Here is a 22,758-nt window from a genome sequence, read left to right as displayed (position 1 = left end):
ACCAAATGAAAGGGGTGTATGCCTTGACAGAAGATATCAAAAAAGAAGATGTGAAAGATGAGGAAGTTGTAGAGACGACAGAAACTGTCGAAGAAGAAAAGCAACCTTCTGAATTGGAAGCAGCACAAGCGCGTGCAGATGAATTTGAAAACAAATACCTTCGTGCTCACGCAGAAATGCAAAACATTCAGCGCCGTGCCAATGAAGAACGCCAACAATTACAAAAATACCGTAGTCAAGATTTGGCAAAAGCAATCTTACCATCACTGGACAATCTCGAACGTGCCCTTGCCGTTGAAGGGTTAACAGATGATGTGAAGAAGGGCTTGGAAATGGTCCAAGAAAGTTTGGTACATGCCTTGAAAGAAGAAGGCATTGAAGAAATTGTGGCAGAAGGAGACTTTGATCATAACTACCATATGGCTATTCAAACCATGCCAGCAGATGACGAGCATCCAGCAGACACCATCGCACAAGTCTTCCAAAAAGGCTACAAACTCCATGACCGCATCTTAAGACCGGCTATGGTAGTTGTCTACAATTAGGCTAAAGAACTTACCTTGTCCGAAACGACAATAAACTATGAAAGAAAGATTAACATTGGTTCAGCTTTACTAATAGTGAGCGAAGCGAACCAAAGGCGATGCTCTTCGCCGTGGCGCTATTTTCGCAAACTTTGAGACCTTAGGCTCAAAGTTTAGTCAAAGAGATTGGCGAAGTCAAGCTCTGACGGCGTCGCCACTTAAGAAGAGTATCAAAAGGAAAATTAAATTAAAAAGAGGAAAAAATAATGAGCAAAATTATCGGTATTGACTTAGGTACAACAAACTCAGCAGTAGCAGTTCTTGAAGGAACTGAATCAAAAATTATCGCAAACCCAGAAGGAAACCGCACAACACCTTCAGTAGTATCCTTCAAAAACGGTGAAATCATCGTTGGTGACGCTGCAAAACGTCAAGCAGTCACAAATCCAGATACAGTCATCTCTATCAAATCTAAGATGGGTACTTCTGAAAAAGTTTCTGCTAACGGTAAAGAATACACACCACAAGAAATCTCAGCTATGATTCTTCAATACTTGAAAGGTTACGCTGAAGATTACCTTGGTGAAAAAGTAACTAAAGCTGTTATCACAGTTCCAGCTTACTTCAACGATGCTCAACGTCAAGCAACTAAAGACGCTGGTAAAATCGCTGGTCTTGAAGTAGAACGTATCGTTAACGAACCAACTGCAGCAGCCCTTGCTTACGGCTTGGATAAGACAGATAAAGAAGAAAAAATCTTGGTATTCGACCTTGGTGGTGGTACATTTGACGTGTCTATTCTTGAATTGGGTGACGGTGTCTTCGATGTATTGGCAACTGCAGGGGATAACAAACTCGGTGGTGATAACTTTGACCAAAAAATTATTGATTACATGGTTGAAGAATTTAAGAAAGAAAATGGTATCGACTTGTCAACAGACAAGATGGCGCTTCAACGTTTGAAAGATGCAGCTGAAAAAGCGAAGAAAGACCTTTCTGGTGTCACTTCAACTCAAATCAGCTTGCCATTCATCACCGCTGGTGCTGCTGGACCTCTTCACTTAGAAATGACCTTGACTCGTGCTAAATTCGACGATTTAACTCGTGAACTCGTAGATCGTACAAAAACTCCAGTTCGTCAAGCTCTTTCAGATGCAGGTTTGAGCTTGTCAGAAATTGATGAAGTCATCCTTGTTGGTGGTTCAACTCGTATCCCAGCTGTTGTTGAAGCTGTTAAAGCTGAAACTGGTAAAGAACCAAACAAATCAGTGAACCCTGATGAAGTAGTTGCTATGGGTGCTGCGATCCAAGGTGGTGTCATCACTGGTGATGTCAAAGACGTTGTCCTTCTTGACGTAACGCCATTGTCACTTGGTATTGAAACAATGGGTGGAGTATTTACAAAACTCATCGAACGTAACACTACAATTCCAACTTCTAAATCACAAGTCTTCTCAACTGCAGCAGACAACCAACCAGCCGTTGATATCCACGTTCTTCAAGGTGAACGCCCAATGGCAGCGGATAACAAGACTCTTGGACGTTTCCAATTGACTGATATCCCAGCTGCACCTCGTGGTATCCCACAAATCGAAGTAACATTCGACATCGACAAGAACGGTATCGTATCTGTTAAAGCCAAAGACCTTGGAACTCAAAAAGAACAAACAATTGTTATCCAATCAAACTCAGGTTTGACAGATGAAGAAATTGAAAAAATGATGAAAGATGCCGAAGCAAACGCTGAAGCAGATAAGAAACGTAAAGAAGAAGTTGACCTTCGTAATGAAGTAGACCAAGCGATCTTTGCGACTGAAAAGACAATCAAGGAAACTGAAGGTAAAGGCTTCGACGCAGAACGTGACGCAGCTCAAGCAGGATTGGATGACCTTAAGAAAGCTCAAGAATCAGGCAATCTTGATGACATGAAGGCTAAATTGGAAGCTCTTAACGAAAAAGCTCAAGCTCTTGCCGTTAAACTCTACGAACAAGCTGCAGCAGCACAACAAGCTCAAGCAGGAGCAGAAGGCGCACAAACAACAGGAAACGCAGGCGGCGATGACGTCGTAGACGGAGAGTTTACGGAGAAGTAAGATGCAAAGCCCGTTAAAACCTCACAGTGAAAATAGGAAATCTGACGCAGAAACTTTAGTTTCTAGAAAGATTTGTCTTTTTCACCAAGAGGTTAGGGCGTGCTCGATTTAAGCTGAAACTCAATTCAGCCTTACTAGTAAATGATAAAAAGAAATCCAGAGGTTGCAACCCAGCCTCTGTTTTTCGGTAAAATGGGACGATGCTAATATTTTAGTTCGTTTCGCAACACTAGAAAGAAAGGAACAAAGAGTGTTCGCAACTGAACACGGGTTCCAAAGTTTCTAATTCGATATAAAAGAAAGGAATCGACCCCGACCTAAATCGAGGTTTGATTCGCAATATAAAAGAAAGGAACAAAGAGTGTTCGAGTAATTGAACACGGGTTCCAAAGTTTCTAATTCGATATAAAAGAAAGGAACTGAACCCGACCTAAATTCTCGGAAAAAAGATAAATCTGTCTAGGAGCATCGCTCCTGCGTCAGATTTCCTATTTTTCAGTCGAATTTTACGGTCTTGGTATCTTAAATGAACAATACTGAATTTTATGACCGTTTGGGCGTTTCTAAAAATGCATCTCAAGATGAGATCAAGAAAGCCTATCGGAAATTATCTAAAAAATATCACCCAGATATCAACAAGGAGCCTGGTGCTGAGGAAAAGTACAAGGAAGTTCAAGAAGCTTATGAGACTTTAAGTGACGAACAAAAACGGGCGGCTTATGACCAATATGGTGCTGCGGGTGCTAATGGTAGCTTCGGTGGTGGAGCTGGTGGCTTTGGTGGCTTTGATGGCGCTGGTTTTGGTGGCTTTGAAGACATCTTCTCTAGCTTCTTTGGAGGCGGTGCAAGCCGCAACCCTAATGCTCCTCGTCAAGGAGATGATCTCCAATACCGCGTCAATCTCAAGTTCGAAGAAGCGATTTTTGGTGTTGAAAAAGAAGTGAAGTACAATCGGGAATCCAGCTGTCATACTTGTCATGGCTCTGGGGCGAAACCAGGTACGAGTCCAGTGACTTGTGGTCGCTGTCATGGTTCTGGTGTCATCAATGTCGATACGCAAACCCCTCTTGGTATGATGCGCCGTCAAGTGACCTGTGATGTCTGTCATGGTCGTGGTCAAGAAATCAAAGATCCATGTACGACTTGTCGTGGAACAGGTCATGAAAAGCAAGCCCATAGCGTGAACGTCAAGATTCCTGCAGGAGTTGAAACAGGTCAACAAATCCGCTTAGCAGGGCAAGGAGAAGCAGGTTTTAACGGTGGCCCTTATGGTGATTTGTATGTCGTTGTCAGTGTAGAGCCAAGTAATCAGTTTGAACGGGATGGTTCAACCATCTACTACAAGCTAGATCTGAACTTTGTCCAAGCAGCTCTTGGAGATACGGTCCATGTGCCAACTGTCCATGGAGATGTCGATTTAGTCATTCCTGAAGGGACTCAAACCGGTAAGAAATTCCGACTCCGTGGAAAAGGAGCGCCTAGTCTTCGTGGTGGTGCCATGGGAGACCAGTACGTATCAGTCAATGTCGTTACCCCGACTGGTTTAAATGACAAGCAAAAAGAAGCTCTTCGTGCATTTGCGGAAGCTGGTGATATCAAGGTAAATCCAAAGAAAAAAGGCTTCTTTGATAAGATGAAAGATGCCTTGGATGACTTATAAGAATAAACGAGTTTCCTTTTGAGTAAGGGGCTCGTTTTATTTTGGATCGAATCCAAGAACTTCCTCTCCTAATTAAAGAATAATGAGAAGCCTCATTGAATTTATTAAGATATCGTGGTAAAATTAAGAAAACGATTACAAAGACAATTTAGGAGGTCCTGATGAAATCACATCAACCACGTTATGCGATTCGTAAGTACGCAGTAGGGGCGGCTTCGGTGCTCATAGGATTTTTTGCTGGCGCGAATGTTGTAGCAGCTGATACACCAACGACTACTGAAAGTCCTTCAACGACAGTACCAACTCCGCCAAGCGAGGGTGAGTCGACTGCTTCCCTAAACGAGAAAGCTTCTCAGCCAGCAGTAGAAACACCGACTGCTCCTGCCCCGATCGTCGATCAAAGTCAACCGACACTGCCTGATCGTGAATTGCGGGTATCAGATCTTGACCGTTTGATTCACGAAGAAGCGAGCTCGGTCGCAGAGTCGAATGTGGCAACTCAACCAGCGACAGCAGCTACGGAAACTCCTGCTAAAGATCCTGATCAGGAAGAAAAATTAGCCAAGAAAAAGATTGTTTCGATCGATGCCGGTCGCAAGTACTTCTCACCAGACCAAATCAAGGAAATCATTGATGAGGCAAGTAAGACGGGCTATACAGACTTGCATCTCCTCGTCGGAAATGACGGCTTGCGCTTTGTGCTGGATGATATGTCTTTGAAAGTAGGATCTGCTTCTTATTCTAGCCAAGATGTGACAAATGCAGTTGAAAAAGGGACGAAGGCTTATTATGATGATCCGAACGGGACAGCCTTGACCCAGGCTCAAATGGATGATATTTTGGCCTACGCCAAATCGAAGAAAGTAGGCGTCATCCCAACCATTAATAGTCCAGGTCACATGGATGCGATTTTGACAGCCATGGAACAATTGGGGATCGAAAACCCTCACTTTAATTATTTTGGTACAAAGAAATCAGCTCGGACCGTTGATTTGGACAACAAAAAAGCCTTAGACTTCACCAAGGCTTTGGTAGACAAGTATGCGACTTATTTCAGTGGCAAGGCAGATATTTTCAATATTGGTTTGGATGAGTATGCCAATGATGCCACAGATGCCCATGGTTGGCAGGTTCTCCAAGCCAGCAAGCATTGGCCGGGTGAAGGGTACCCAGAAAAAGGCTATGAAAAATTCATACAATACGCCAATGATCTAGCAGCTATTGTGAAAAAACACAAGATGAAACCAATGGCTTTCAATGATGGAATCTACTACAATGGAGATACTTCCTATGGCACTTTTGACAAGGATATCATTGTGTCCTACTGGACAGGTGGTTGGAACGGCTATGATGTCGCTTCTTCAAAACTTTTGTCTGAACTAGGTCATCAGATTCTTAATACCAATGATGCCTGGTATTATGTGATTGGACGGGACAAGGCTGGATCTGGTTGGTACAACCTTGATCAAGGTCTCGAAGGAATTTCCAAGTCAGCAATTGATGTTGTTCAAAAAAATGACGGGGCTAAGGTGCCTTTCATAGGTGGAATGGTAGCTGCCTGGGCAGATAGGCCATCTGCAACCTACAAAAAAGAGCTACTCTTCAAGCTCATGCATGCCTTCGCGGACAAGAATGCAGACTACTTTGTAGCAGATCCTGAAGTCGTCGAAAAAGCTCTTTCGGAAGCTCCAACAGATTTGGATCGCTATACACCAGAATCTCTAGTAGCTTTTACGGCAGCTAAAAAAGCTTTAGAAGGGGCAGGTACAGACACCACTCGAGCAGAAGCTAAAACCTTGATCGACAATCTCAAAGCGGCTCAAGATGCTTTGGTATATACAGAAAGCTACGCGAAAGAAGTTGCAGCAAAAGAAGCAGAAGAAAAACTTGCCATGAAGAAGGTCATCTCGATCGATGCAGGTCGCAAATACTTCTCACTGGATCAGTTGAAACGGATCGTCGATAAGGCCAGTGAGCTAGGTTATTCTGACTTGCACCTCCTGGTCGGAAACGATGGTATGCGCTTCGTACTCGATGATATGACGGTGGAAGCCAATGGCAAGACTTATGCTAGTGACGATGTGAAAAAGGCCATTTTAGAAGGTACCAAGGCCTATTACGATGATCCAAATGGTCAAGCCTTGACCCAAACAGAAATGGATGAGCTCCATGCTTATGCTACTGCTAAAGGAATCGGCTTGATTGCGGCGGTCAATAGTCCTGGCCACATGGATGCCTTGTTAGTGGCCATGGAAAAATTGGGCATTGAAAACCCACAAGCCAGCTTTGATACGGTTTCAAAAACAACCATGGATTTGACCAATGAAGCAGCAGTCAACTTTACCAAAGCCTTGATTGGCAAGTACATGGACTACTTCAAAGACAAGTCTAAGATCTTTAACTACGGAACAGATGAATATGCCAATGACGCTACCAGTGCGCAAGGCTGGTACTACCTCAAGTGGTATGACCTCTATGGTAAATTTGCGGAGTATTCCAATAGTCTTGCAGCTATGGCGCGTGAAAAAGGCTTGCAGCCAATGGCCTTTAACGATGGTTTCTATTATGGAGATGAAGATGATGTTGCCTTTGACAAGGACGTCTTGATTTCATACTGGTCTAAAGGATGGTGGGGCTATAACCTCGCATCTCCACAGTATTTGGCAGATAAGGGTTATAAATTACTTAATACCAACGGAGACTGGTACTATGTTTTGGGCCACAAGGGGGATCAAAGTTATCCGCTCGAAAAAGCTATCCGAAATTCAGAAACTGTTCCGTTTGAACAGTTGGCTTCAACTAAATATCCTGATGTCAAGATACCAACATCTGGAAGTATGTTGGGAATCTGGGCTGATGAACCTGCCAATGAATACAAGGAAGATGAGGTCTTCCAGGTCATGGAAGCTTTTGCCAACCATAACAAGGACTATTTCAAGGCAGACTTCACTGCTCTTAGAAAAGTAGTTGCTACGGTGCCAACAGATCTAGCCATTTACACACCAGAATCTCGCGCAGCACTTGCGAAAGTCTTAGATAGCTTGAATTGGAATGTGAGCCGTGCTCATCAAGATCAGGTGGATCAAGAAGTGGCCACTTTGACCCAAGCCCTTGCGGGGCTCAAGCCAATCACGCAAATAGGTAGCTTGGCTGAAAATGACGTCAAAGCCCTAGTGGAAGACAAACCAAGTCTTGAAATCGTAGAGAAAGAACTTGATTTTGACCTTGTGGAACGTACCAATCCAGATCTCTCTAAAGGAGAACGCAAAGTGACCCAGGCTGGAGTTAAAGGGCAAGGCCTTGAGTATGTAGAGGTTTCGCAACTTGATCAAAGTCGAAAAGTGATAGCTACAGAAATTGACACAGAGCCGGTTGCAGAAATTGTTGAAGTCGGTACCAAAGAAGTCGTGATCCCGACAAGCCCTTCAGCAGAGGCACCAGTGAAATTAGACGTGCTCGTAAACAAAATGGCTCCAGATCAGTCAACACCTCATGTGATCTCGAAGGATCAACCAGTAGCACCAGTAAATACCCAAGCGTCAATTCCAGCAACTGTGGAAAAAGCAGTTCGTCCAGAAACAGTAAACCCTGATAAGCAACTTCCAGAAACGGGAGTGGAATCTGCTCTGGGACTCGCTTTACTAGGAGCGATCTTAGGAGCAGCAGGAATGAACTTGAAAAATAAAAAAGAGACTGAGACCTAGTTGATTTGTAACAGGTCGGAGTTAGGAGGCAGGATGTTCATCATTCTGCTTCTTTTTGTGTTTGTAAAACTGTACCCGGACAGTTTGCTTTTTCCACTCTTGTAACCCCTTCTATATCCTGTTAAAATAAAACCATGACACGATACAAAGCAACCATTTCATATGACGGGACCTTGTTTGCGGGGTTTCAACGCCAACCGCATGCTCGGAGTGTGCAAGAAGAAATTGAAAAGACCTTGACGCGTCTTAATCAAGGAAAGCCAGTGATGATTCACGGTGCCGGCCGAACGGATTCCGGTGTCCATGCTCTTGGTCAGGTCATCCATTTTGATCTCCCTCAAGCGCGGGATGAGGAGAAGCTCCGCTTTGCCCTGGATGCCCAAACGCCTGAGGATATCGATGTGATTCGTGTTGAGACAGTTTCAGATGACTTTCACTCACGCTACAACAAGCACAGCAAGACCTATGAATTTATCGTGGATTATGGACGTCCTAAAAATCCAATGATGCGCCATTATGCAACTCACTACCCTTATCCGTTGGATGTAGACAAGATGCAAGTGGCCATTCAAAAGTTGGAGGGAACCCATGACTTCACTGGTTTTACCGCTTCGGGAACCAGCGTGGAAGATAAGGTTCGGACGATTACAGAAGCTCGCTTGGTCGAGGACGCGGCAAATTATCGCCTGCTCTTTACCTTTTCGGGCAATGGCTTTCTCTACAAGCAAATCCGCAATATGGTGGGAACTTTGCTAAAGATCGGAAATGATCGGATGCCGATCGAACAGATCGATCTGATTTTGGAAAAGAAGGACCGCACTCTCGCGGGTCCAACAGCAGCGCCCAATGGCTTATATTTAAAGGAGATACGCTATGAGTAATGAATTAATTCTTGCAATTTCAGGAAATGATATTTTTAGTGGGGGAGGTCTTCATGCAGACCTTGCAACCTATACAACCAACAAACAACATGGCTTTGTGGCGGTGACCTGTTTGACAGCTATGACTGAACACGGTTTTGAAGTGATTCCAGTAGATCCAACTACTTTCGCTCAACAACTGGGTTCTCTCAAAGATGTTCCTTTCTCTGCTATTAAACTCGGCCTTTTGCCAAATGTTCAAGTGGCAGACCTAGCTTTGGACTATGTCAAAGCTCATGCAGATATTCCAGTAGTACTAGATCCTGTTTTGGTCTGCAAGGAAAGCCACGATGTAGAAGTTTCAGCTCTTCGAGACGAATTGATCAAGTTCTTCCCTTATGTGACCATCATCACACCAAACTTACCAGAAGCTGAGATCTTGACCCAAAGTCAGATTCAATCGCTCGATGACATGAAAGCTGCTGCTCGCAAACTCCATGAGTTAGGAGCTCCAACTGTTGTGGTCAAAGGGGGCAATCGTCTCAATAAAGAAAAAGCCATCGATGTCTTTTATGATGGCACAGATTTCACCGTGATCGAAGAACCTGTTTTAGAAAAGAACAATACAGGGGCTGGCTGTACTTTTGCATCTAGCATTTCTAGTCAATTGGTTCAAGGGAAATCTCCACTTGAAGCTGTGAAAGCCTCTAAAGACTTTGTCTTCCAAGCGATCCAACATTCAGACCAATATGGAGTTGTACAATATGACATCTAATCGAACTCAACTCATTGCCCGCCTTTCCATTTTGACAGCCTTGACAGTTGTGCTTGGCTACTATACCAAACTCCCAACTCCCACAGGGATTGTCACCCTGTTAGATCTTGGAGTGTACTTTACAGCCTTCTATTTTGGGCGCAAGGAAGGAGCGATTGTAGGTGGTGTCGGAGCCTTCCTACTCGACCTCATTTCAGGCTATCCTCAGTGGATGTTCTTTAGTCTCCTCTTCCACGGGGGACAAGGCTATTTCGCTGGCTTTAAGGGGAAAGCCCGTTACCTAGGCTTGCTTCTTGCGACAGTCGTCATGGTAGGCGGCTACGCACTAGCTTCTGCTCTCTTTTTAGGCAATGGCTGGGGAGCTGCTATCTCGGATATTCCAAATAACCTTGCTCAGAATTTTGTTGGAATGGCTTTAGGCTATGTGATCTATTATGCCTTCCAAAAGAAAGGAAGCTAACTCATGGATCTGGAGCAACTGAAGAAAGATACAGGGCTCATTCTTTTTGATGTTTTAGACAAGGCCAATCTTCGCCAGGGGCAAATTCTCGTCTTAGGCCTATCTTCAAGTGAAGTAGCGGGAGGTCAAATTGGCAAGGCGTCGAGTATCGAAATCGGTGAGGTGATTGTTAAAACCTTGCTGGACGAATTGACATCAAGAGGAATTTTTCTTGCAGTTCAAGGGTGTGAACACCTCAATCGGGCCTTGGTGGTCGAGCGAGAGTTGGCTGAAAAGAAGGATCTCGAAATCGTCAATGTCCTTCCGAGTCTCCATGCAGGAGGTGCTGGGCAACTCGCAGCCTTCAAGTATTTTAAAAATCCTGTCGAGGTGGAATTTATCACGGCCCAAGCGGGACTAGACATCGGAGATACCTCAGTTGGAATGCATGTCAAACATGTCCAAGTCCCCATTCGTCCAGCCCTGCGTGAACTAGGAGGTGCCCATGTCACAGCCCTGGCCAGTCGGCCAAAATTGATCGGTGGATCCCGAGCACGATACCAGGAAGACCCGATCCGAAAAGCATAACATCAACTAGCTTTCAGGAGCTAGTTTTTTTGGATGAAAAGAGAGGCAAAAACGTTTTAAAACTTGCTTTTTCAAACTTTTATGGTAAAATTATAGAGAATGACTATATTATTTTAAGGAGAGACAGAATGTCTGTATCATTTGAAAACAAAGAAACAAACCATGGTGTATTGACTTTCACAATCAGTCAAGAACAAATCAAACCAGCTTTGGACCGTGTGTTTGAATCTGTTAAGAAAACTTTGAACGTACCTGGATTCCGTAAAGGTCATATTCCTCGTCCAATCTTCAACCAACGTTTTGGTGAAGAAGCTCTTTACCAAGATGCTTTGAATGATGTTCTTCCTGCAGCTTATGAAGCAGCTGTGAAAGAAGCAGGTCTTGAAGTCGTTGCTCAACCAACATTTGACGTTGTTTCTATGGAAAAAGGTCAAGACTGGACATTGACAGCAGCTGTTGTGACAAAACCTGAAGTTAAATTGGGTGCTTACAAAGACCTTGAAGTTTCAGTAGAAGTTTCTAAAGAAGTCACAGATGCTGATGTAGATGCTCGTATCGAACGCGAACGCAACAACTTGGCTGAATTGGTCGTTAAAGAAGGCGCTGCTGCTGAAGGGGATACAGTAGTGATCGACTTCGTTGGTACAATTGATGGTGTTGAATTCGACGGTGGTAAAGGAGATAACTTCTCACTTGGACTTGGTTCAGGTCAATTCATCCCAGGATATGAAGAGCAATTGGTAGGACACTCTGCTGGTGAAACAGTTGATGTTGTTGTAACCTTCCCAGAAGATTACCAAGCTGCTGACCTTGCAGGTAAAGAAGCAAAATTTGTAACAACGATCCACGAAGTGAAATCAAAAGAAGTGCCAGCTCTTGACGACGAATTGGCAAAAGACATCGATGAAGAAGTTGAAACACTTGCTGAATTGAAAGAAAAATACCGCAAAGAATTAGCTGAAGCAAAAGAAGAAGCATACAAAGATGCTGTCGAAGCAGCAGCGATCGATAAAGCAGTTGAAAATGCTGAAATCGTAGAACTTCCAGAAGAAATGATCCATGAAGAAGTTCACCGTTCAGTAAATGAGTTCCTTGGAAACATGCAACGCCAAGGAATCTCACCTGACATGTACTTCCAAATCACTGGTACAACTCAAGAAGATCTTCATAAACAATACGAAGCTGAAGCTGAAAGCCGTACCAAGACAAACCTTGTGGTTGAAGCAGTAGCGAAAGCAGAAGGCTTCGAAGCAACTGAAGAAGAAATCAATGCTGAAATCGAACAATTGGCAAGCGACTACCATATGGAAGTTGCACAAGTTCGTAACCTTCTTTCACCAGAAATGTTGAAACATGACATCACTGTGAAGAAAGCTGTGAACGTGATTACAAGCTCAGCAAAAGTAAAATAATTTAGAACAAGGAGAAGAGTCGCGAGGCTCTTCTTTTTTGATTTCTGATTTCCTGGAGAATCCTGGAATTTTCCTTTGACGAAAGGGGAAATTTATCGTACAATAGAGTGTAACGATAAAATGCCTGATAGAGGCTTTTCGTCTATCAGTGAGGATAGGATGAGGTGTGAGACCGGATTCCTCTCCATTTAGGAAATGAAACATAAGGAGATCTACCCTTGGAATTAGAAGTATTTGCTGGACAAGAAAAAAGTGAACTTTCTATGATTGAAGTGGCGCGTGCGATCTTGGAATTGCGTGGACGTGACCATGAAATGTACTTTAGTGATCTTGTAAATGAAATTCAAAACTATCTTGAAAAATCAAACAGCGAGATCCGCGAAGCTCTTCCATTGTTCTACACTGAGTTGAATGTGGATGGAAGCTTTATCCCGCTTGGAGATAACAAATGGGGCCTTCGTTCGTGGTATGCCATCGATGAAGTTGATGAAGAAATCATTGCTCTTGAAGAAACAGATGAAGACGAAACACCTAAGAAACGCAAGAAAAAACGTGTCAATGCCTTCATGGATGGAGACGAAGATGCGATTGATTACAACGACGACGATCCAGAAGACGAAGAAGTTTACGAAGCAGATCCTGCTCTTTCATATGATGAAGAAAATCCAGATGATGAAAAGAGTGAAGTCGAAGCTTACGATGCTGAAATCAATGAAATCGTACCAGATGATTTGGGCGAAGAAGTTGAATTGAGCGAAGAAGACGACGAAGAAGAAGAGTCTGACGACGAAGAAGAATAAAACATATGAAGAGGCTGGGACTAAAGTCCAAGCCTCTTATCTATGATAGATAGAACTGCAAGAGGCAGTAGCTGATTGTTCAAAGCACTGCTTTGAGGTGGTGGATAGAACTTGCGAGCAAGTTTCCTAAGTCTTTGTTCGCCTTTTAAGCTCCAAAAATGACCTATGGTGACGGAAACTATGTTTCCTTTATCTGCAACCTCCAACAGTCTCCCAGACTGTTGGAGCCTTGCGTGGGTGGGAGAAGGAACGATTTTTAGTCAACATTCGTTCTGTCTCGCTCCCTTTTTGTTTGCATTGAAAACGGTGGCAAGTTAGAGTATAATGAACATGTAAGTATTTCCCAAATAGGAGGTGTTTCAAATGGACTTTCGTTTAGATGACAGTTTAGTAGATGCCGGTATTGACACGGTTGTGGTCGGCATAGCTAAACATGTGGATCCTCAAGCTGTTTTACCTGTCGCTTTTCTCGAAAAAAAGCAAGCGATGGAACAATGGGCGCTCCAGTGTGAGGTGGAAGAAGTTGCAGAATCAGCGGTTGTTACAGGTTATACGGATTTGTTGCAAAAGGTAGGGCGCAGTGTCAAGAAAAATCCGCCAACAATTCTTGCCCTCATCCGAAACATCCAGCATCGAGGTTCTCTGCCTCAGATCAATAGTATCATTGACATTTATAATGTTGAATGTCTGAAATCTTTTCTCGCTATTGGAGGACACGATCTGGATAAGATTGAAGGTCCGATAGAATTTACGATCAGTCAAAGAGAAGATCTCTTCTTACCTATCCTTTCTAGCGAAAAGCATGTAGCGCCGACAGACCCTGTATACAGAGATCAAAAAGGGGTTCTAGCTTGGTTGGATGTGCGGGATAGCGACCTTTACAAATTTGAGGAAACAACAAAAAACGCTCTCTTTGTCATCCAAGGAAATCAAGAGACCACAGTAGAGATGCGTTTAGAAGCGCTGGAACGAATCCACAAGGATCTTGCTTCCTGCATGCCTGATCTTCAATTTGAGAAATTTCTTGTCACACGAAATGGCGTTAAGCCAGTCTCTTAAGTATATGATAATTAGTATCATGAAATTTTTCAATTTGACAAAAAAGAGCATTTGCGGTAAGATATTGTTCGGGCACCTCATTTTGAGGTCGGAGCTCCCTATGGATTAGGGAGCTATTTTTGTTTTTCTACAAAGAGGAATGGCCTCTACAACATTAGAAGAAGAGGAAAGCGCATGTCAACAAAATATATTTTTGTCACGGGTGGTGTCGTATCATCCATCGGAAAAGGAATCGTTGCAGCAAGTCTTGGTCGCTTGCTCAAAAATCGTGGATTGAAAGTGACCATCCAAAAATTTGACCCTTATATCAATATCGACCCAGGGACGATGAGCCCTTACCAACACGGGGAAGTTTTTGTCACCGACGATGGTGCTGAGACAGACTTAGACCTTGGTCACTATGAACGCTTTATCGATATCAACCTCAATAAATACTCAAACGTCACGACAGGAAAAATCTATAGCGAGGTTCTTCGGAAGGAACGCCATGGGGAATACTTGGGAGCAACGGTACAGGTCATTCCTCATATTACGGATGCCTTGAAAGAAAAAATCAAACGAGCAGCGACGACGACCGATTCAGATGTCATCATCACAGAAGTTGGCGGTACCGTTGGAGACATTGAGTCCCTTCCATTCCTTGAAGCTCTTCGTCAAATGAAGGCAGATGTCGGTGCTGAAAATGTTATGTACATCCACACCACCCTTCTTCCTTACTTGAAGGCTGCAGGAGAAATGAAAACCAAGCCGACCCAACACTCTGTGAAAGAATTGCGTGGTCTTGGGATTCAACCAAATATGTTGGTCATCCGTACGGAAAAGCCTGTCGGGCAAGGAATCAAGAACAAGTTGGCTCAATTCTGTGACGTAGCTCCAGAAGCCGTTATCGAGTCTCTTGATGTGCAGCATTTGTACCAAATTCCGTTGAATTTGCAAGCGCAAAATATGGACCAAATCGTGTGTGATCATTTGAAATTGGATGTCCCACAAGCAGATATGACAGAATGGTCCGCTATGGTCGATAAGGTCATGAGCCTCAAGAAACAGGTCAAGATTGCCTTGGTGGGCAAATACGTAGAATTGCAAGATGCCTACATCTCAGTTGTAGAGGCTTTGAAACACTCTGGATATGCCAATGATGCTGAAGTCAAAATCGACTGGGTCAATGCCAATGATGTGGCAGCTGATAATGTAGCTGAACTCCTTGACGGAGCTGATGGAATCATCGTGCCAGGTGGTTTCGGCCAACGGGGCACAGAAGGCAAGATTCAAGCTATCAAGTATGCGCGTGAAAATGATGTACCAATGCTGGGAGTTTGCCTTGGTATGCAGTTGACCTGTGTCGAGTTTGCACGTGATGTTTTGGGACTAGAAGGAGCCAACTCAGCAGAATTGGATCCAGAAACCAAGTACCCTGTGATCGATATCATGCGCGATCAAATCGATGTAGAAGATATGGGAGGAACCCTTCGTTTAGGGCTCTACCCATCAAAACTCAAGCGAGGATCAAAAGCAGCAGCAGCCTATGACAATCAAGAAGTGGTGCAACGTCGCCACCGTCACCGTTATGAGTTTAATAATGCTTTTCGTGAACAATTCGAAGAAGCAGGACTGGTCTTTTCAGGTGTTTCTCCAGACAACCGTTTGGTCGAAATCGTTGAAATTCCAGAAAATAAATTCTTTGTGGCTTGCCAATACCACCCAGAATTGTCAAGCCGTCCAAACCGTCCAGAAGGTCTTTACACAGCCTTTGTGACCGCAGCTGTCGAAAACCACGATAGTAAGTAAGAAGAAGAGGTTAGGTTTCGTCACCTGGCCTCTTTTCATTGAAAGAGATGGCAAACCCTGAAAAAAGTTTGAAAAAAATCTTGACAAACATCTCGATGATTGATATACTAGTAAGGTACTCAATCGCGGGGATGGCGGAATTGGCAGACGCGCAGGACTAAGGATCCTGTGACCGCTTTAGGTCGTGAGGGTTCAAGTCCCTCTCTCCGCATCGGATGAAGATAGCTTCGGCTGTCTTTTTTTGTTTCTCGAAACCTTTGTGGTAGAATAGGTGTGAGATGAGGTGAGAACATGAAGAAGTATCTGATTTTGGCCGATGGGTTCCTAGCGCTCTTGGGAAGTGCCATTAATTTTTTCGGTCCTATTATGATTTTAGCTATGGCGATAGGCGCATACAAGGATGCTTTTAGATATTTTATCGCCTTAAACATATGGAACCTCCTCGTTTTTCTAGCAGCGATTGCTTCTAAGTATTTGCTCAGGAAAGAGAAAAGGATTAAAAAGTGGATTCCCAATCTTTTCTTGATGGCAGGCTGTATTCTCTTTCTTGCGGCAATACTTGCTATGTACGAGAGCTTTCCGTTTCTTGAAGGATTGGTAAACGGGCTTCTTGGAAAACTATTTACCGACAGTCAGTTATTTGATGCTTATTTCTATTCACAATGGGTTGCAGCGGTATCCCTTGTGATTTGCGGGATTGGCTTTCTAGTCTCATTAAAAAATTTCAAAGAGAAGGATTGAAAGGGGGTTAGCTCCCTTTTTTGCTTTTTGAAAAGGTAGGAGGGAGAGGGTTTCTCCTCAATTATCAGAAGAAATCACGTAAAGCTAATGGAAAGACTAGCAATTTTAGCGTAAAAGTGATAAAATAAACAATGTAAGTGGTTTAACCACAAAAAATTAGAGGAGGCCTACTACTAATGGCAATCGTTTCAGCAGAAAAATTTGTCCAAGCAGCTCGTGACAATGGTTATGCAGTTGGTGGATTTAACACAAACAACCTTGAGTGGACTCAAGCTATCTTGCGTGCAGCAGAAGCTAAGAAAGCTCCAGTACTTATCCAAACTTCTATGGGTGCTGCAAAATACATGGGTGGTTACAAAGTATGTAAAGCCCTTATCGAAAACCTTGTAGAAGCAATGGGAATCACTGTACCAGTTGCTATTCACCTTGACCATGGTCATTATGAAGATGCTCTTGAATGTATCGAAGCTGGTTACACTTCAATCATGTTTGATGGTTCACACCTTCCAGTTGAAGAAAACCTTAAATTGGCGAAAGACGTCGTTGAAAAAGCTCATGCTAAAGGCGTTTCCGTTGAAGCTGAAGTTGGTACTATCGGTGGTGAAGAAGACGGTATCATCGGTGACGGTGAATTGGCACCAATCGAAGATGCTAAAGCAATGGTTGCTACAGGAATTGACTTCTTGGCAGCAGGTATCGGTAACATCCACGGTCCTTACCCAGCAAACTGGAAAGGTCTTCACCTTGACCACTTGCAAAAATTGACTGAAGCTGTACCAGGATTCCCAATCGTATTGCACGGTGGATCAGGTATCCCTGATGATCAAATCCAAGCAGCCATCAAACTTGGTGTTGCGAAAGTTAATGTTAACACTGAATGCCAAATCGCATTTGCAAACGCTACTCGTCAATTCGTACGTGAATACGATGCAAACGAAGCAGAATACGACAAGAAGAAACTCTTCGACCCACGTAAATTCTTGAAACCAGGTTTCGAAGCAATTACAGCAGCTGTTGAAGAACGTATCGACGTATTCGGTTCAGAAGGCAAAGCTTAATAAAAATAGGAAAACAAGGTCCCATGTGGATCTTGTTTTTTTGTTTGGGAAAAGTTGCTTCCGGGATTTAATTTTTGTACAATAATGCTATGAAAAAACTGAAAAAATACTGTCTAGCCTTTCTTGGTTTCATTCTTTTGTTTTTAGTAGCAACATTTATCTTTCATCGTATCAGCTTAGAAAAGGAACAAGCATCTCTAACTCCTACGGGTAAAACTGTTCTCGTTAATGGGCACAAAATCAATGTTTACGTTGAAGGGGATGGTCCAGAGACAATAGTATTTCTTTCAGGTGCAGGTATTGCTTCACCTATATTAGACTTTAAGAATCTATTGGACCCTCTATCAAAAAAATTCAAAGTAGTCGTCGTAGAGCGAGCGGGATATGGTTTTAATGAAGATAGTGATCAATCAAGAGATGTGATGACGGTTCTTTCTGAGACCCGTCAAGCTCTATCACAAGCAAATATATCAGGACCTTTTATCATTCTGTCTCATTCAATGGCTAGTCTTGAAAGTCTGGCTTGGCAGGAAAAGTATCCTGATGAAGTGAAAGCCTTGGTTGGTCTGGATTGGGCATTACCAGCAAGTTATGAGGATTTAAAGGATAATCAGGCCTTGCTTACTGTGGCTTATTGGAGCAGTAAGATTGGCTTATTACGCTATTTCCCTGAGTCCTTTTATATAAAAAATCCAACTCTGACTGAAACTGAACGACAACAATATAAATTACTAGCATATAAGCAGTTGATGTCACAAGCCATGCTCCATGAATCCCGTTTGGCAAGGGAAAATGCCAAGAAAGTTCCCTCTAGCATTAATCCGAAAATTCCAGCCTTACTCCTGGTGTCTAACGGTGAAGGCACGACCTTTAGCCAATCAGAGTGGCAACGTTATGCAGAGAGATTTGCAAGCGACCAGTCTAATGTTCAAGTCGTCTATATGGATGCGCCTCACGACCTCTATCATTATCAAAGCGATGCTATTGTTTCTCGGATTAAAGAATTTTTGGAGAATAATTGAGGGCTTAAAAATCCATTGAGACTGATGATAATCATTAAATGCTGGAGGATTTACAGTAGAATCGTTAATTTTCTCGATTAAAAAAATTCTTTTTCTTAACAAAAAACCTGCCCCTAGGGGCAGTTTTTTTGGTGTCTTAAGGAAACTATTAAACATAATTTTTGCTTAAAAGTATCATTTTAAGAGAGAAATCTCTCATTTCATAATCAATAAGCAAACGCTTGCATTCCTATTTTTATTAGATTATAATAGGTTGGTATAAAGCCTTCTGTAATAATATTGAGAAAGTGTAGAAAGTAAGGATTTAGAATATTTGTAGTCAAAAATACAATGTTGCTTCTTACGATAAGGAGATAGATATGGCAATGATAGAAGTGCAACATCTTCGGAAAAATTTTGTGAAGACAGTTAAGGAGCCGGGGTTAAAGGGAGCCTTGCGCTCCTTTATTCATCCTGAAAAGCAGACCTTTGAAGCGGTCAAGGATTTAACTTTTGAAGTTCCAAAAGGGCAGATTTTAGGATTTATCGGGGCAAATGGTGCTGGGAAGTCAACCACCATCAAAATGCTGACAGGGATTTTGAAGCCCACATCTGGCTTTTGTCGGATTAACGGCAAGATTCCCCAGAATAATCGCCAAGATTATGTCAAGGATATTGGAGTGGTTTTCGGACAACGCACCCAGCTATGGTGGGATTTGGCTCTGCAAGAGACCTACACGGTTTTGAAAGAGATCTATGATGTACCGGACTCGCTTTTCCATAAGCGCATGGACTTTTTGAATGAAGTTTTGGATTTGAAGGAATTTATCAAGGATCCTGTGCGGACTCTTTCACTAGGTCAACGGATGCGGGCGGATATTGCGGCTTCTTTGCTTCACAATCCCAAGGTTCTCTTTTTAGATGAGCCGACTATTGGTTTGGATGTGTCGGTCAAGTACAACATTCGACGTGCTATCACCCAGATCAATCAAGAGGAAGAAACAACCATTCTCTTGACCACTCACGACTTGAGCGACATTGAGCAACTCTGTGATCGGATTTTTATGATTGATAGGGGGCAAGAGATTTTTGATGGAACGGTTAGCCAGCTCAAGGAGACCTTTGGCAAGATGAAGACTCTTTCCTTTGAACTGGTGCCAGGTCAAAGTCATCTCCTTTCTCACTATGAGGGCTTGCCTGATATGTCCATTGATAGACAAGGAAATACTCTCAATATTGAATTCGATAGTTCCCGCTACCAGTCGGCCGATATTATCAAGCAAACCTTATCTGATTTTGAAGTCCGTGATTTGAAGATGATGGATACGGATATCGAGGATATTATCCGTCGCTTCTACCGAAAGGAGCTCTAAGATGGTCAAATTGTGGAGACGTTATAAACCCTTTATCAATGCAGGAATTCAGGAGTTGATTAGCTATCGAGTCAACTTTATTCTCTATCGGATTGGTGATGTCATGGGGGCTTTTGTCGCTTTCTATCTCTGGAAGGCTGTCTTTGATTCCTCACAGGAGCCTTTGATTCAGGGCTTCAGTATGGCAGATATCACTCTCTACATCATCATGAGTTTTGTGACCAATCTGTTGACCAGGTCTGATAGCTCCTTTATGATTGGGGAGGAGGTCAAGGATGGCTCCATTATCATGCGCTTGCTGAGACCAGTGCATTTTGCGGCCTCTTACCTTTTCACCGAACTTGGCTCCAAGTGGTTGATTTTTATCTCAGTTGGACTGCCATTTTTAAGTGTCATTGTTTTGATGAAAATCTTATCTGGGCAAGATATTGTAGAAGTACTGGGCTTAACTGTCCTTTATCTCTTTAGCTTAACTCTGGCTTATCTGATTAACTTTTTCTTTAATATCTGCTTTGGATTTTCAGCCTTTGTATTTAAAAATTTATGGGGTTCCAATCTACTCAAGACTTCAATAGTGGCCTTTATGTCTGGCAGTTTGATTCCCTTAACGTTTTTTCCAAAGGTGGTTTCAGATATTCTCTCCTTATTGCCATTTTCATCCTTAATTTACACTCCGGTCATGATCATTGTTGGGAAATACGATGCTAGTCAGATTCTTCAAGCACTTTTGCTTCAGCTTTTCTGGCTTATAGTGATGGTGGGCTTGTCTCAGTTGATTTGGAAACGAGTCCAGTCATTTATCACCATTCAGGGAGGTTAGTATGAAAAAATATCAACGCATGCATCTGATTTTTATCAGACAGTACATCAAGCAAATCATGGAATACAAGGTAGATTTTGTGGTTGGTGTCTTGGGAGTCTTTCTGACACAAGGACTAAACCTCTTGTTTCTCAATGTCATCTTTCAACACATCCCCTCGCTAGAAGGTTGGACCTTTCAAGAGATTGCCTTTATCTATGGATTTTCCTTAATTCCCAAGGGATTAGATCATCTCTTTTTTGACAATCTCTGGGCTTTAGGTCAACGACTAGTTCGAAAAGGGGAGTTTGACAAGTATTTGACTCGACCTATCAATCCTCTCTTTCATATCCTCGTTGAGACCTTCCAGATTGATGCTTTAGGCGAACTTTTGGTCGGTGGCATTCTATTAGGAACAACAGTGACTAGCATCGCTTGGACTCTTCCAAAATTCCTGCTTTTCCTAGTTTGTATTCCTTTTGCGACCTTGATTTACACTTCTTTAAAAATCGCGACAGCCAGCATCGCTTTTTGGACCAAGCAGTCAGGTGCCATGATTTACATTTTCTATATGTTTAATGATTTTGCCAAGTATCCCATTTCTATTTACAATTCGCTCCTTCGTTGGTTAATCAGTTTTATCGTGCCTTTTGCCTTTACGGCCTACTATCCTGCCAGCTATTTCTTGCAGGGCAAGAATGGGCTCTTTAACATCGGTGGTTTGATTCTGATTTCCCTTGTCTTCTTTGGCATTTCCCTCAAACTCTGGGATAGGGGATTGGATGCTTACGAAAGTGCTGGTTCGTAAGAGGTAAAGTAAGACTAAAATCAAGAAAGGAACTGATGATGTTTGTAATTAAAGAAGTCAAGGATGAAGATCAAAAAATGGCAGTTGTCGCTGAGGTTTTAAAGGATTTGCCAGAATGGTTTGGAATACCAGAAAGCACGCAAGCCTACATCGAAGGAGCTAAAGATTTACGAGTTTGGGCTGCTTATCAAGAAAGTGATGTAGTAGGGTTTATAAGTTTATCATATTCGAGTGAAGATTGTGCTGAAATTGACTGTCTAGGCGTGAAAAAATCATTCCAAGGTCAAGGAATTGGAAGGGAATTAATTACGACTATAGAAAGAGAAGCAGTCAAACAAGTGGACTACCTACAGGTCAAAACAGTCGCAGAAGGTTCAAATAAAGATTATGACCGAACAAATCTCTTTTATCGCAGTCTTGGTTTTAAAAAATTAGAGATTTTTCCTCAACTATGGGATCCACAGAATCCATGTCAGATTCTGATTAAAAAGATCAACTAAAAGTGCTTGACATCCGTTCTCAGAGTGCTATACTAAGAAGGTAATCGCCGATTTAGCTCAGTTGGTAGAGCAACGCACTCGTAACGCGTAGGTCACAGGTTCGATCCCTGCAATCGGCATCAAATGATACAGTAAAAAGTCTGTTGTGACGGGCTTTTTTGATGTTTAATTGCTTTTTGTACCAAATTAATTATAAAAGGCTTCGATGAATATTAAAAGGACCTGCTTGATGTAGTAGTGATGGCTAGAAGCACCACTTGGAGGGGCGAGATAATGAATGATGGTGATAAACGATTCGTTCTGTCTCGCTCCTTTTTTTGACCGCATAGGCGCTATTTTTAACCACTTAGTCAAAAGTCCTTGTTACTTTTCACTCCCTCTGCTATCATAGAATCATCAAAGGAAGGAACCCTTCCGAATAGTGAAAATGAGGTGTTAGGATGAAAAAAATACTTGGACTTGGATTTATTCTTGCTGCTCTTGCGGTTGTTTCAATGGGAATGGGTGGCTTTCCAAAACTTGATGTGAATATCTGGCCTTTATTCCCCGTTCTCTTATTTGCTTTCTTTACTCTTGAAAATCTGATGAAACAGGACTACAAGGCAAGTGTCATCTGTGCTTTAATTGCGCTGATGATTGCAAACGCGATCTACGATCTTTTGCCGGTTTCAAATGGCTTAGTGATCACAGCGGGTGTTCTTGCTTGCGTGGGTCTTGGTTTTCTTTTACAAGATAAGGAAAGTAACAAATAAAGAAGGGAGGCTGGGACAAAAGTC

At 42.7% G+C, this 22,758-nt stretch carries 21 protein-coding genes and 2 tRNA genes; 22 read left to right on the top strand and 1 reads right to left on the bottom strand.

Going from position 1 to position 22,758, the window contains the following annotated elements; all coding sequences use genetic code 11:
- The first annotated feature begins 23 nt into the window (after positions 1 to 23).
- From grpE to BTU61_RS08200, 21 genes are all read left to right on the top strand, one after another.
- Complete coding sequence (grpE, locus tag BTU61_RS08300; RefSeq protein ID WP_338058539.1) at positions 24 to 545, top strand: nucleotide exchange factor GrpE; 522 nt, start codon at positions 24 to 26, stop codon at positions 543 to 545.
- Between the two features lie 245 nt (positions 546 to 790).
- Positions 791 to 2,617, top strand: coding sequence for a molecular chaperone DnaK (gene dnaK, locus BTU61_RS08295; RefSeq protein WP_200773136.1), 1,827 nt, complete (start codon positions 791 to 793; stop codon positions 2,615 to 2,617).
- 526 nt (positions 2,618 to 3,143) lie between these two features.
- A complete protein-coding gene (gene dnaJ, locus BTU61_RS08290; RefSeq protein ID WP_200773135.1) occupies positions 3,144 to 4,277 on the top strand; it encodes a molecular chaperone DnaJ in 1,134 nt (377 codons plus the stop codon).
- A gap of 161 nt (positions 4,278 to 4,438) precedes the next feature.
- Positions 4,439 to 7,981: a family 20 glycosylhydrolase gene (locus tag BTU61_RS08285; RefSeq protein WP_200773134.1), complete on the top strand. Its 3,543-nt coding sequence runs from the start codon at positions 4,439 to 4,441 to the stop codon at positions 7,979 to 7,981.
- Between the two features lie 134 nt (positions 7,982 to 8,115).
- Positions 8,116 to 8,862 (top strand): tRNA pseudouridine(38-40) synthase TruA, encoded by a 747-nt coding sequence (gene truA, locus BTU61_RS08280; RefSeq protein WP_200773133.1) that lies wholly within the window; start codon positions 8,116 to 8,118, stop codon positions 8,860 to 8,862.
- Positions 8,855 to 9,616, top strand: coding sequence for a bifunctional hydroxymethylpyrimidine kinase/phosphomethylpyrimidine kinase (locus BTU61_RS08275; protein WP_200773132.1), 762 nt, complete (start codon positions 8,855 to 8,857; stop codon positions 9,614 to 9,616). Before truA ends, BTU61_RS08275 begins: the two co-directional genes overlap by 8 nt.
- Positions 9,606 to 10,076: an ECF transporter S component gene (locus tag BTU61_RS08270; protein WP_200773131.1), complete on the top strand. Its 471-nt coding sequence runs from the start codon at positions 9,606 to 9,608 to the stop codon at positions 10,074 to 10,076. The genes BTU61_RS08275 and BTU61_RS08270 overlap by 11 nt, the downstream gene beginning before the upstream one ends.
- A gap of 3 nt (positions 10,077 to 10,079) precedes the next feature.
- Positions 10,080 to 10,643, top strand: a complete 564-nt coding sequence (locus BTU61_RS08265) for a TIGR01440 family protein (RefSeq protein WP_200773130.1) — start codon at positions 10,080 to 10,082, stop codon at positions 10,641 to 10,643.
- A gap of 128 nt (positions 10,644 to 10,771) precedes the next feature.
- Complete coding sequence (gene tig, locus BTU61_RS08260) at positions 10,772 to 12,055, top strand: trigger factor (RefSeq protein WP_200773129.1); 1,284 nt, start codon at positions 10,772 to 10,774, stop codon at positions 12,053 to 12,055.
- Positions 12,056 to 12,273: 218 nt separating this feature from the next.
- Complete coding sequence (gene rpoE / locus BTU61_RS08255; protein WP_200773128.1) at positions 12,274 to 12,855, top strand: DNA-directed RNA polymerase subunit delta; 582 nt, start codon at positions 12,274 to 12,276, stop codon at positions 12,853 to 12,855.
- A 363-nt stretch (positions 12,856 to 13,218) separates the two neighbouring features.
- On the top strand, positions 13,219 to 13,914 hold the full coding sequence (locus BTU61_RS08250) for a B3/B4 domain-containing protein (protein ID WP_200773127.1): 696 nt from the start codon (positions 13,219 to 13,221) through the stop codon (positions 13,912 to 13,914).
- A 174-nt stretch (positions 13,915 to 14,088) separates the two neighbouring features.
- A complete protein-coding gene (locus BTU61_RS08245; protein ID WP_200773126.1) occupies positions 14,089 to 15,702 on the top strand; it encodes a CTP synthase in 1,614 nt (537 codons plus the stop codon).
- A 125-nt stretch (positions 15,703 to 15,827) separates the two neighbouring features.
- Positions 15,828 to 15,913 (top strand) — tRNA-Leu (locus tag BTU61_RS08240).
- A gap of 80 nt (positions 15,914 to 15,993) precedes the next feature.
- Positions 15,994 to 16,443, top strand: coding sequence for a hypothetical protein (locus BTU61_RS08235; protein ID WP_200773125.1), 450 nt, complete (start codon positions 15,994 to 15,996; stop codon positions 16,441 to 16,443).
- A gap of 176 nt (positions 16,444 to 16,619) precedes the next feature.
- Entirely contained in the window at positions 16,620 to 17,501 is an 882-nt protein-coding gene (locus tag BTU61_RS08230) for a class II fructose-bisphosphate aldolase (RefSeq protein ID WP_187540761.1), read from the top strand.
- A gap of 89 nt (positions 17,502 to 17,590) precedes the next feature.
- Entirely contained in the window at positions 17,591 to 18,523 is a 933-nt protein-coding gene (locus BTU61_RS08225; protein ID WP_200773124.1) for an alpha/beta fold hydrolase, read from the top strand.
- A 359-nt stretch (positions 18,524 to 18,882) separates the two neighbouring features.
- Complete coding sequence (locus BTU61_RS08220) at positions 18,883 to 19,875, top strand: ABC transporter ATP-binding protein (RefSeq protein WP_200773123.1); 993 nt, start codon at positions 18,883 to 18,885, stop codon at positions 19,873 to 19,875.
- 1 nt (position 19,876) lies between these two features.
- The gene (locus BTU61_RS08215; protein ID WP_200773122.1) at positions 19,877 to 20,695 is read left to right on the top strand and encodes an ABC transporter permease; all 819 of its coding nucleotides are present in this window, start codon (positions 19,877 to 19,879) and stop codon (positions 20,693 to 20,695) included.
- Position 20,696: 1 nt separating this feature from the next.
- Positions 20,697 to 21,482 (top strand): ABC transporter permease, encoded by a 786-nt coding sequence (locus BTU61_RS08210; protein WP_200773121.1) that lies wholly within the window; start codon positions 20,697 to 20,699, stop codon positions 21,480 to 21,482.
- A gap of 38 nt (positions 21,483 to 21,520) precedes the next feature.
- The gene (locus BTU61_RS08205; RefSeq protein ID WP_200773120.1) at positions 21,521 to 21,982 is read left to right on the top strand and encodes a GNAT family N-acetyltransferase; all 462 of its coding nucleotides are present in this window, start codon (positions 21,521 to 21,523) and stop codon (positions 21,980 to 21,982) included.
- Positions 21,983 to 22,028: 46 nt separating this feature from the next.
- Positions 22,029 to 22,101, top strand: a tRNA-Thr gene (locus BTU61_RS08200).
- A 67-nt stretch (positions 22,102 to 22,168) separates the two neighbouring features.
- Here BTU61_RS08200 and BTU61_RS08195 read toward each other — a convergent pair.
- Positions 22,169 to 22,309: a hypothetical protein gene (locus BTU61_RS08195; protein WP_200773119.1), complete on the bottom strand. Its 141-nt coding sequence runs from the start codon at positions 22,307 to 22,309 to the stop codon at positions 22,169 to 22,171.
- Between the two features lie 113 nt (positions 22,310 to 22,422).
- Between BTU61_RS08195 and BTU61_RS08190 the strand changes: the two genes are divergently transcribed.
- Complete coding sequence (locus BTU61_RS08190; protein ID WP_200773118.1) at positions 22,423 to 22,734, top strand: hypothetical protein; 312 nt, start codon at positions 22,423 to 22,425, stop codon at positions 22,732 to 22,734.
- Positions 22,735 to 22,758 lie beyond the last annotated feature (24 nt).

It is taken from the genome of Streptococcus lactarius, from assembly GCF_016642265.1.
Taxonomy (GTDB): Bacteria; Bacillota; Bacilli; order Lactobacillales; family Streptococcaceae; genus Streptococcus; species Streptococcus lactarius.
The sequence above is the reverse complement of the archived record's forward strand: the minus strand, read 5'-3'. Positions and strand labels throughout refer to the sequence as shown.

Coding starts and splice junctions, on each gene's coding strand:
- BTU61_RS08215 (WP_200773122.1), top strand. CDS start 19,877: ATGGTCAAATTGTGGAGACGTTATAAACCCTTTATCAATGCAGGAATT.
- BTU61_RS08265 (WP_200773130.1), top strand. CDS start 10,080: ATGGATCTGGAGCAACTGAAGAAAGATACAGGGCTCATTCTTTTTGAT.
- dnaJ (WP_200773135.1), top strand. CDS start 3,144: ATGAACAATACTGAATTTTATGACCGTTTGGGCGTTTCTAAAAATGCA.
- BTU61_RS08205 (WP_200773120.1), top strand. CDS start 21,521: ATGTTTGTAATTAAAGAAGTCAAGGATGAAGATCAAAAAATGGCAGTT.
- BTU61_RS08210 (WP_200773121.1), top strand. CDS start 20,697: ATGAAAAAATATCAACGCATGCATCTGATTTTTATCAGACAGTACATC.
- BTU61_RS08220 (WP_200773123.1), top strand. CDS start 18,883: ATGGCAATGATAGAAGTGCAACATCTTCGGAAAAATTTTGTGAAGACA.
- BTU61_RS08250 (WP_200773127.1), top strand. CDS start 13,219: ATGGACTTTCGTTTAGATGACAGTTTAGTAGATGCCGGTATTGACACG.
- truA (WP_200773133.1), top strand. CDS start 8,116: ATGACACGATACAAAGCAACCATTTCATATGACGGGACCTTGTTTGCG.
- BTU61_RS08235 (WP_200773125.1), top strand. CDS start 15,994: ATGAAGAAGTATCTGATTTTGGCCGATGGGTTCCTAGCGCTCTTGGGA.
- BTU61_RS08195 (WP_200773119.1), bottom strand. CDS start 22,309: ATGCGGTCAAAAAAAGGAGCGAGACAGAACGAATCGTTTATCACCATC.
- BTU61_RS08190 (WP_200773118.1), top strand. CDS start 22,423: ATGAAAAAAATACTTGGACTTGGATTTATTCTTGCTGCTCTTGCGGTT.
- BTU61_RS08225 (WP_200773124.1), top strand. CDS start 17,591: ATGAAAAAACTGAAAAAATACTGTCTAGCCTTTCTTGGTTTCATTCTT.
- BTU61_RS08275 (WP_200773132.1), top strand. CDS start 8,855: ATGAGTAATGAATTAATTCTTGCAATTTCAGGAAATGATATTTTTAGT.
- BTU61_RS08230 (WP_187540761.1), top strand. CDS start 16,620: ATGGCAATCGTTTCAGCAGAAAAATTTGTCCAAGCAGCTCGTGACAAT.
- BTU61_RS08285 (WP_200773134.1), top strand. CDS start 4,439: ATGAAATCACATCAACCACGTTATGCGATTCGTAAGTACGCAGTAGGG.
- BTU61_RS08270 (WP_200773131.1), top strand. CDS start 9,606: ATGACATCTAATCGAACTCAACTCATTGCCCGCCTTTCCATTTTGACA.
- tig (WP_200773129.1), top strand. CDS start 10,772: ATGTCTGTATCATTTGAAAACAAAGAAACAAACCATGGTGTATTGACT.
- BTU61_RS08245 (WP_200773126.1), top strand. CDS start 14,089: ATGTCAACAAAATATATTTTTGTCACGGGTGGTGTCGTATCATCCATC.
- dnaK (WP_200773136.1), top strand. CDS start 791: ATGAGCAAAATTATCGGTATTGACTTAGGTACAACAAACTCAGCAGTA.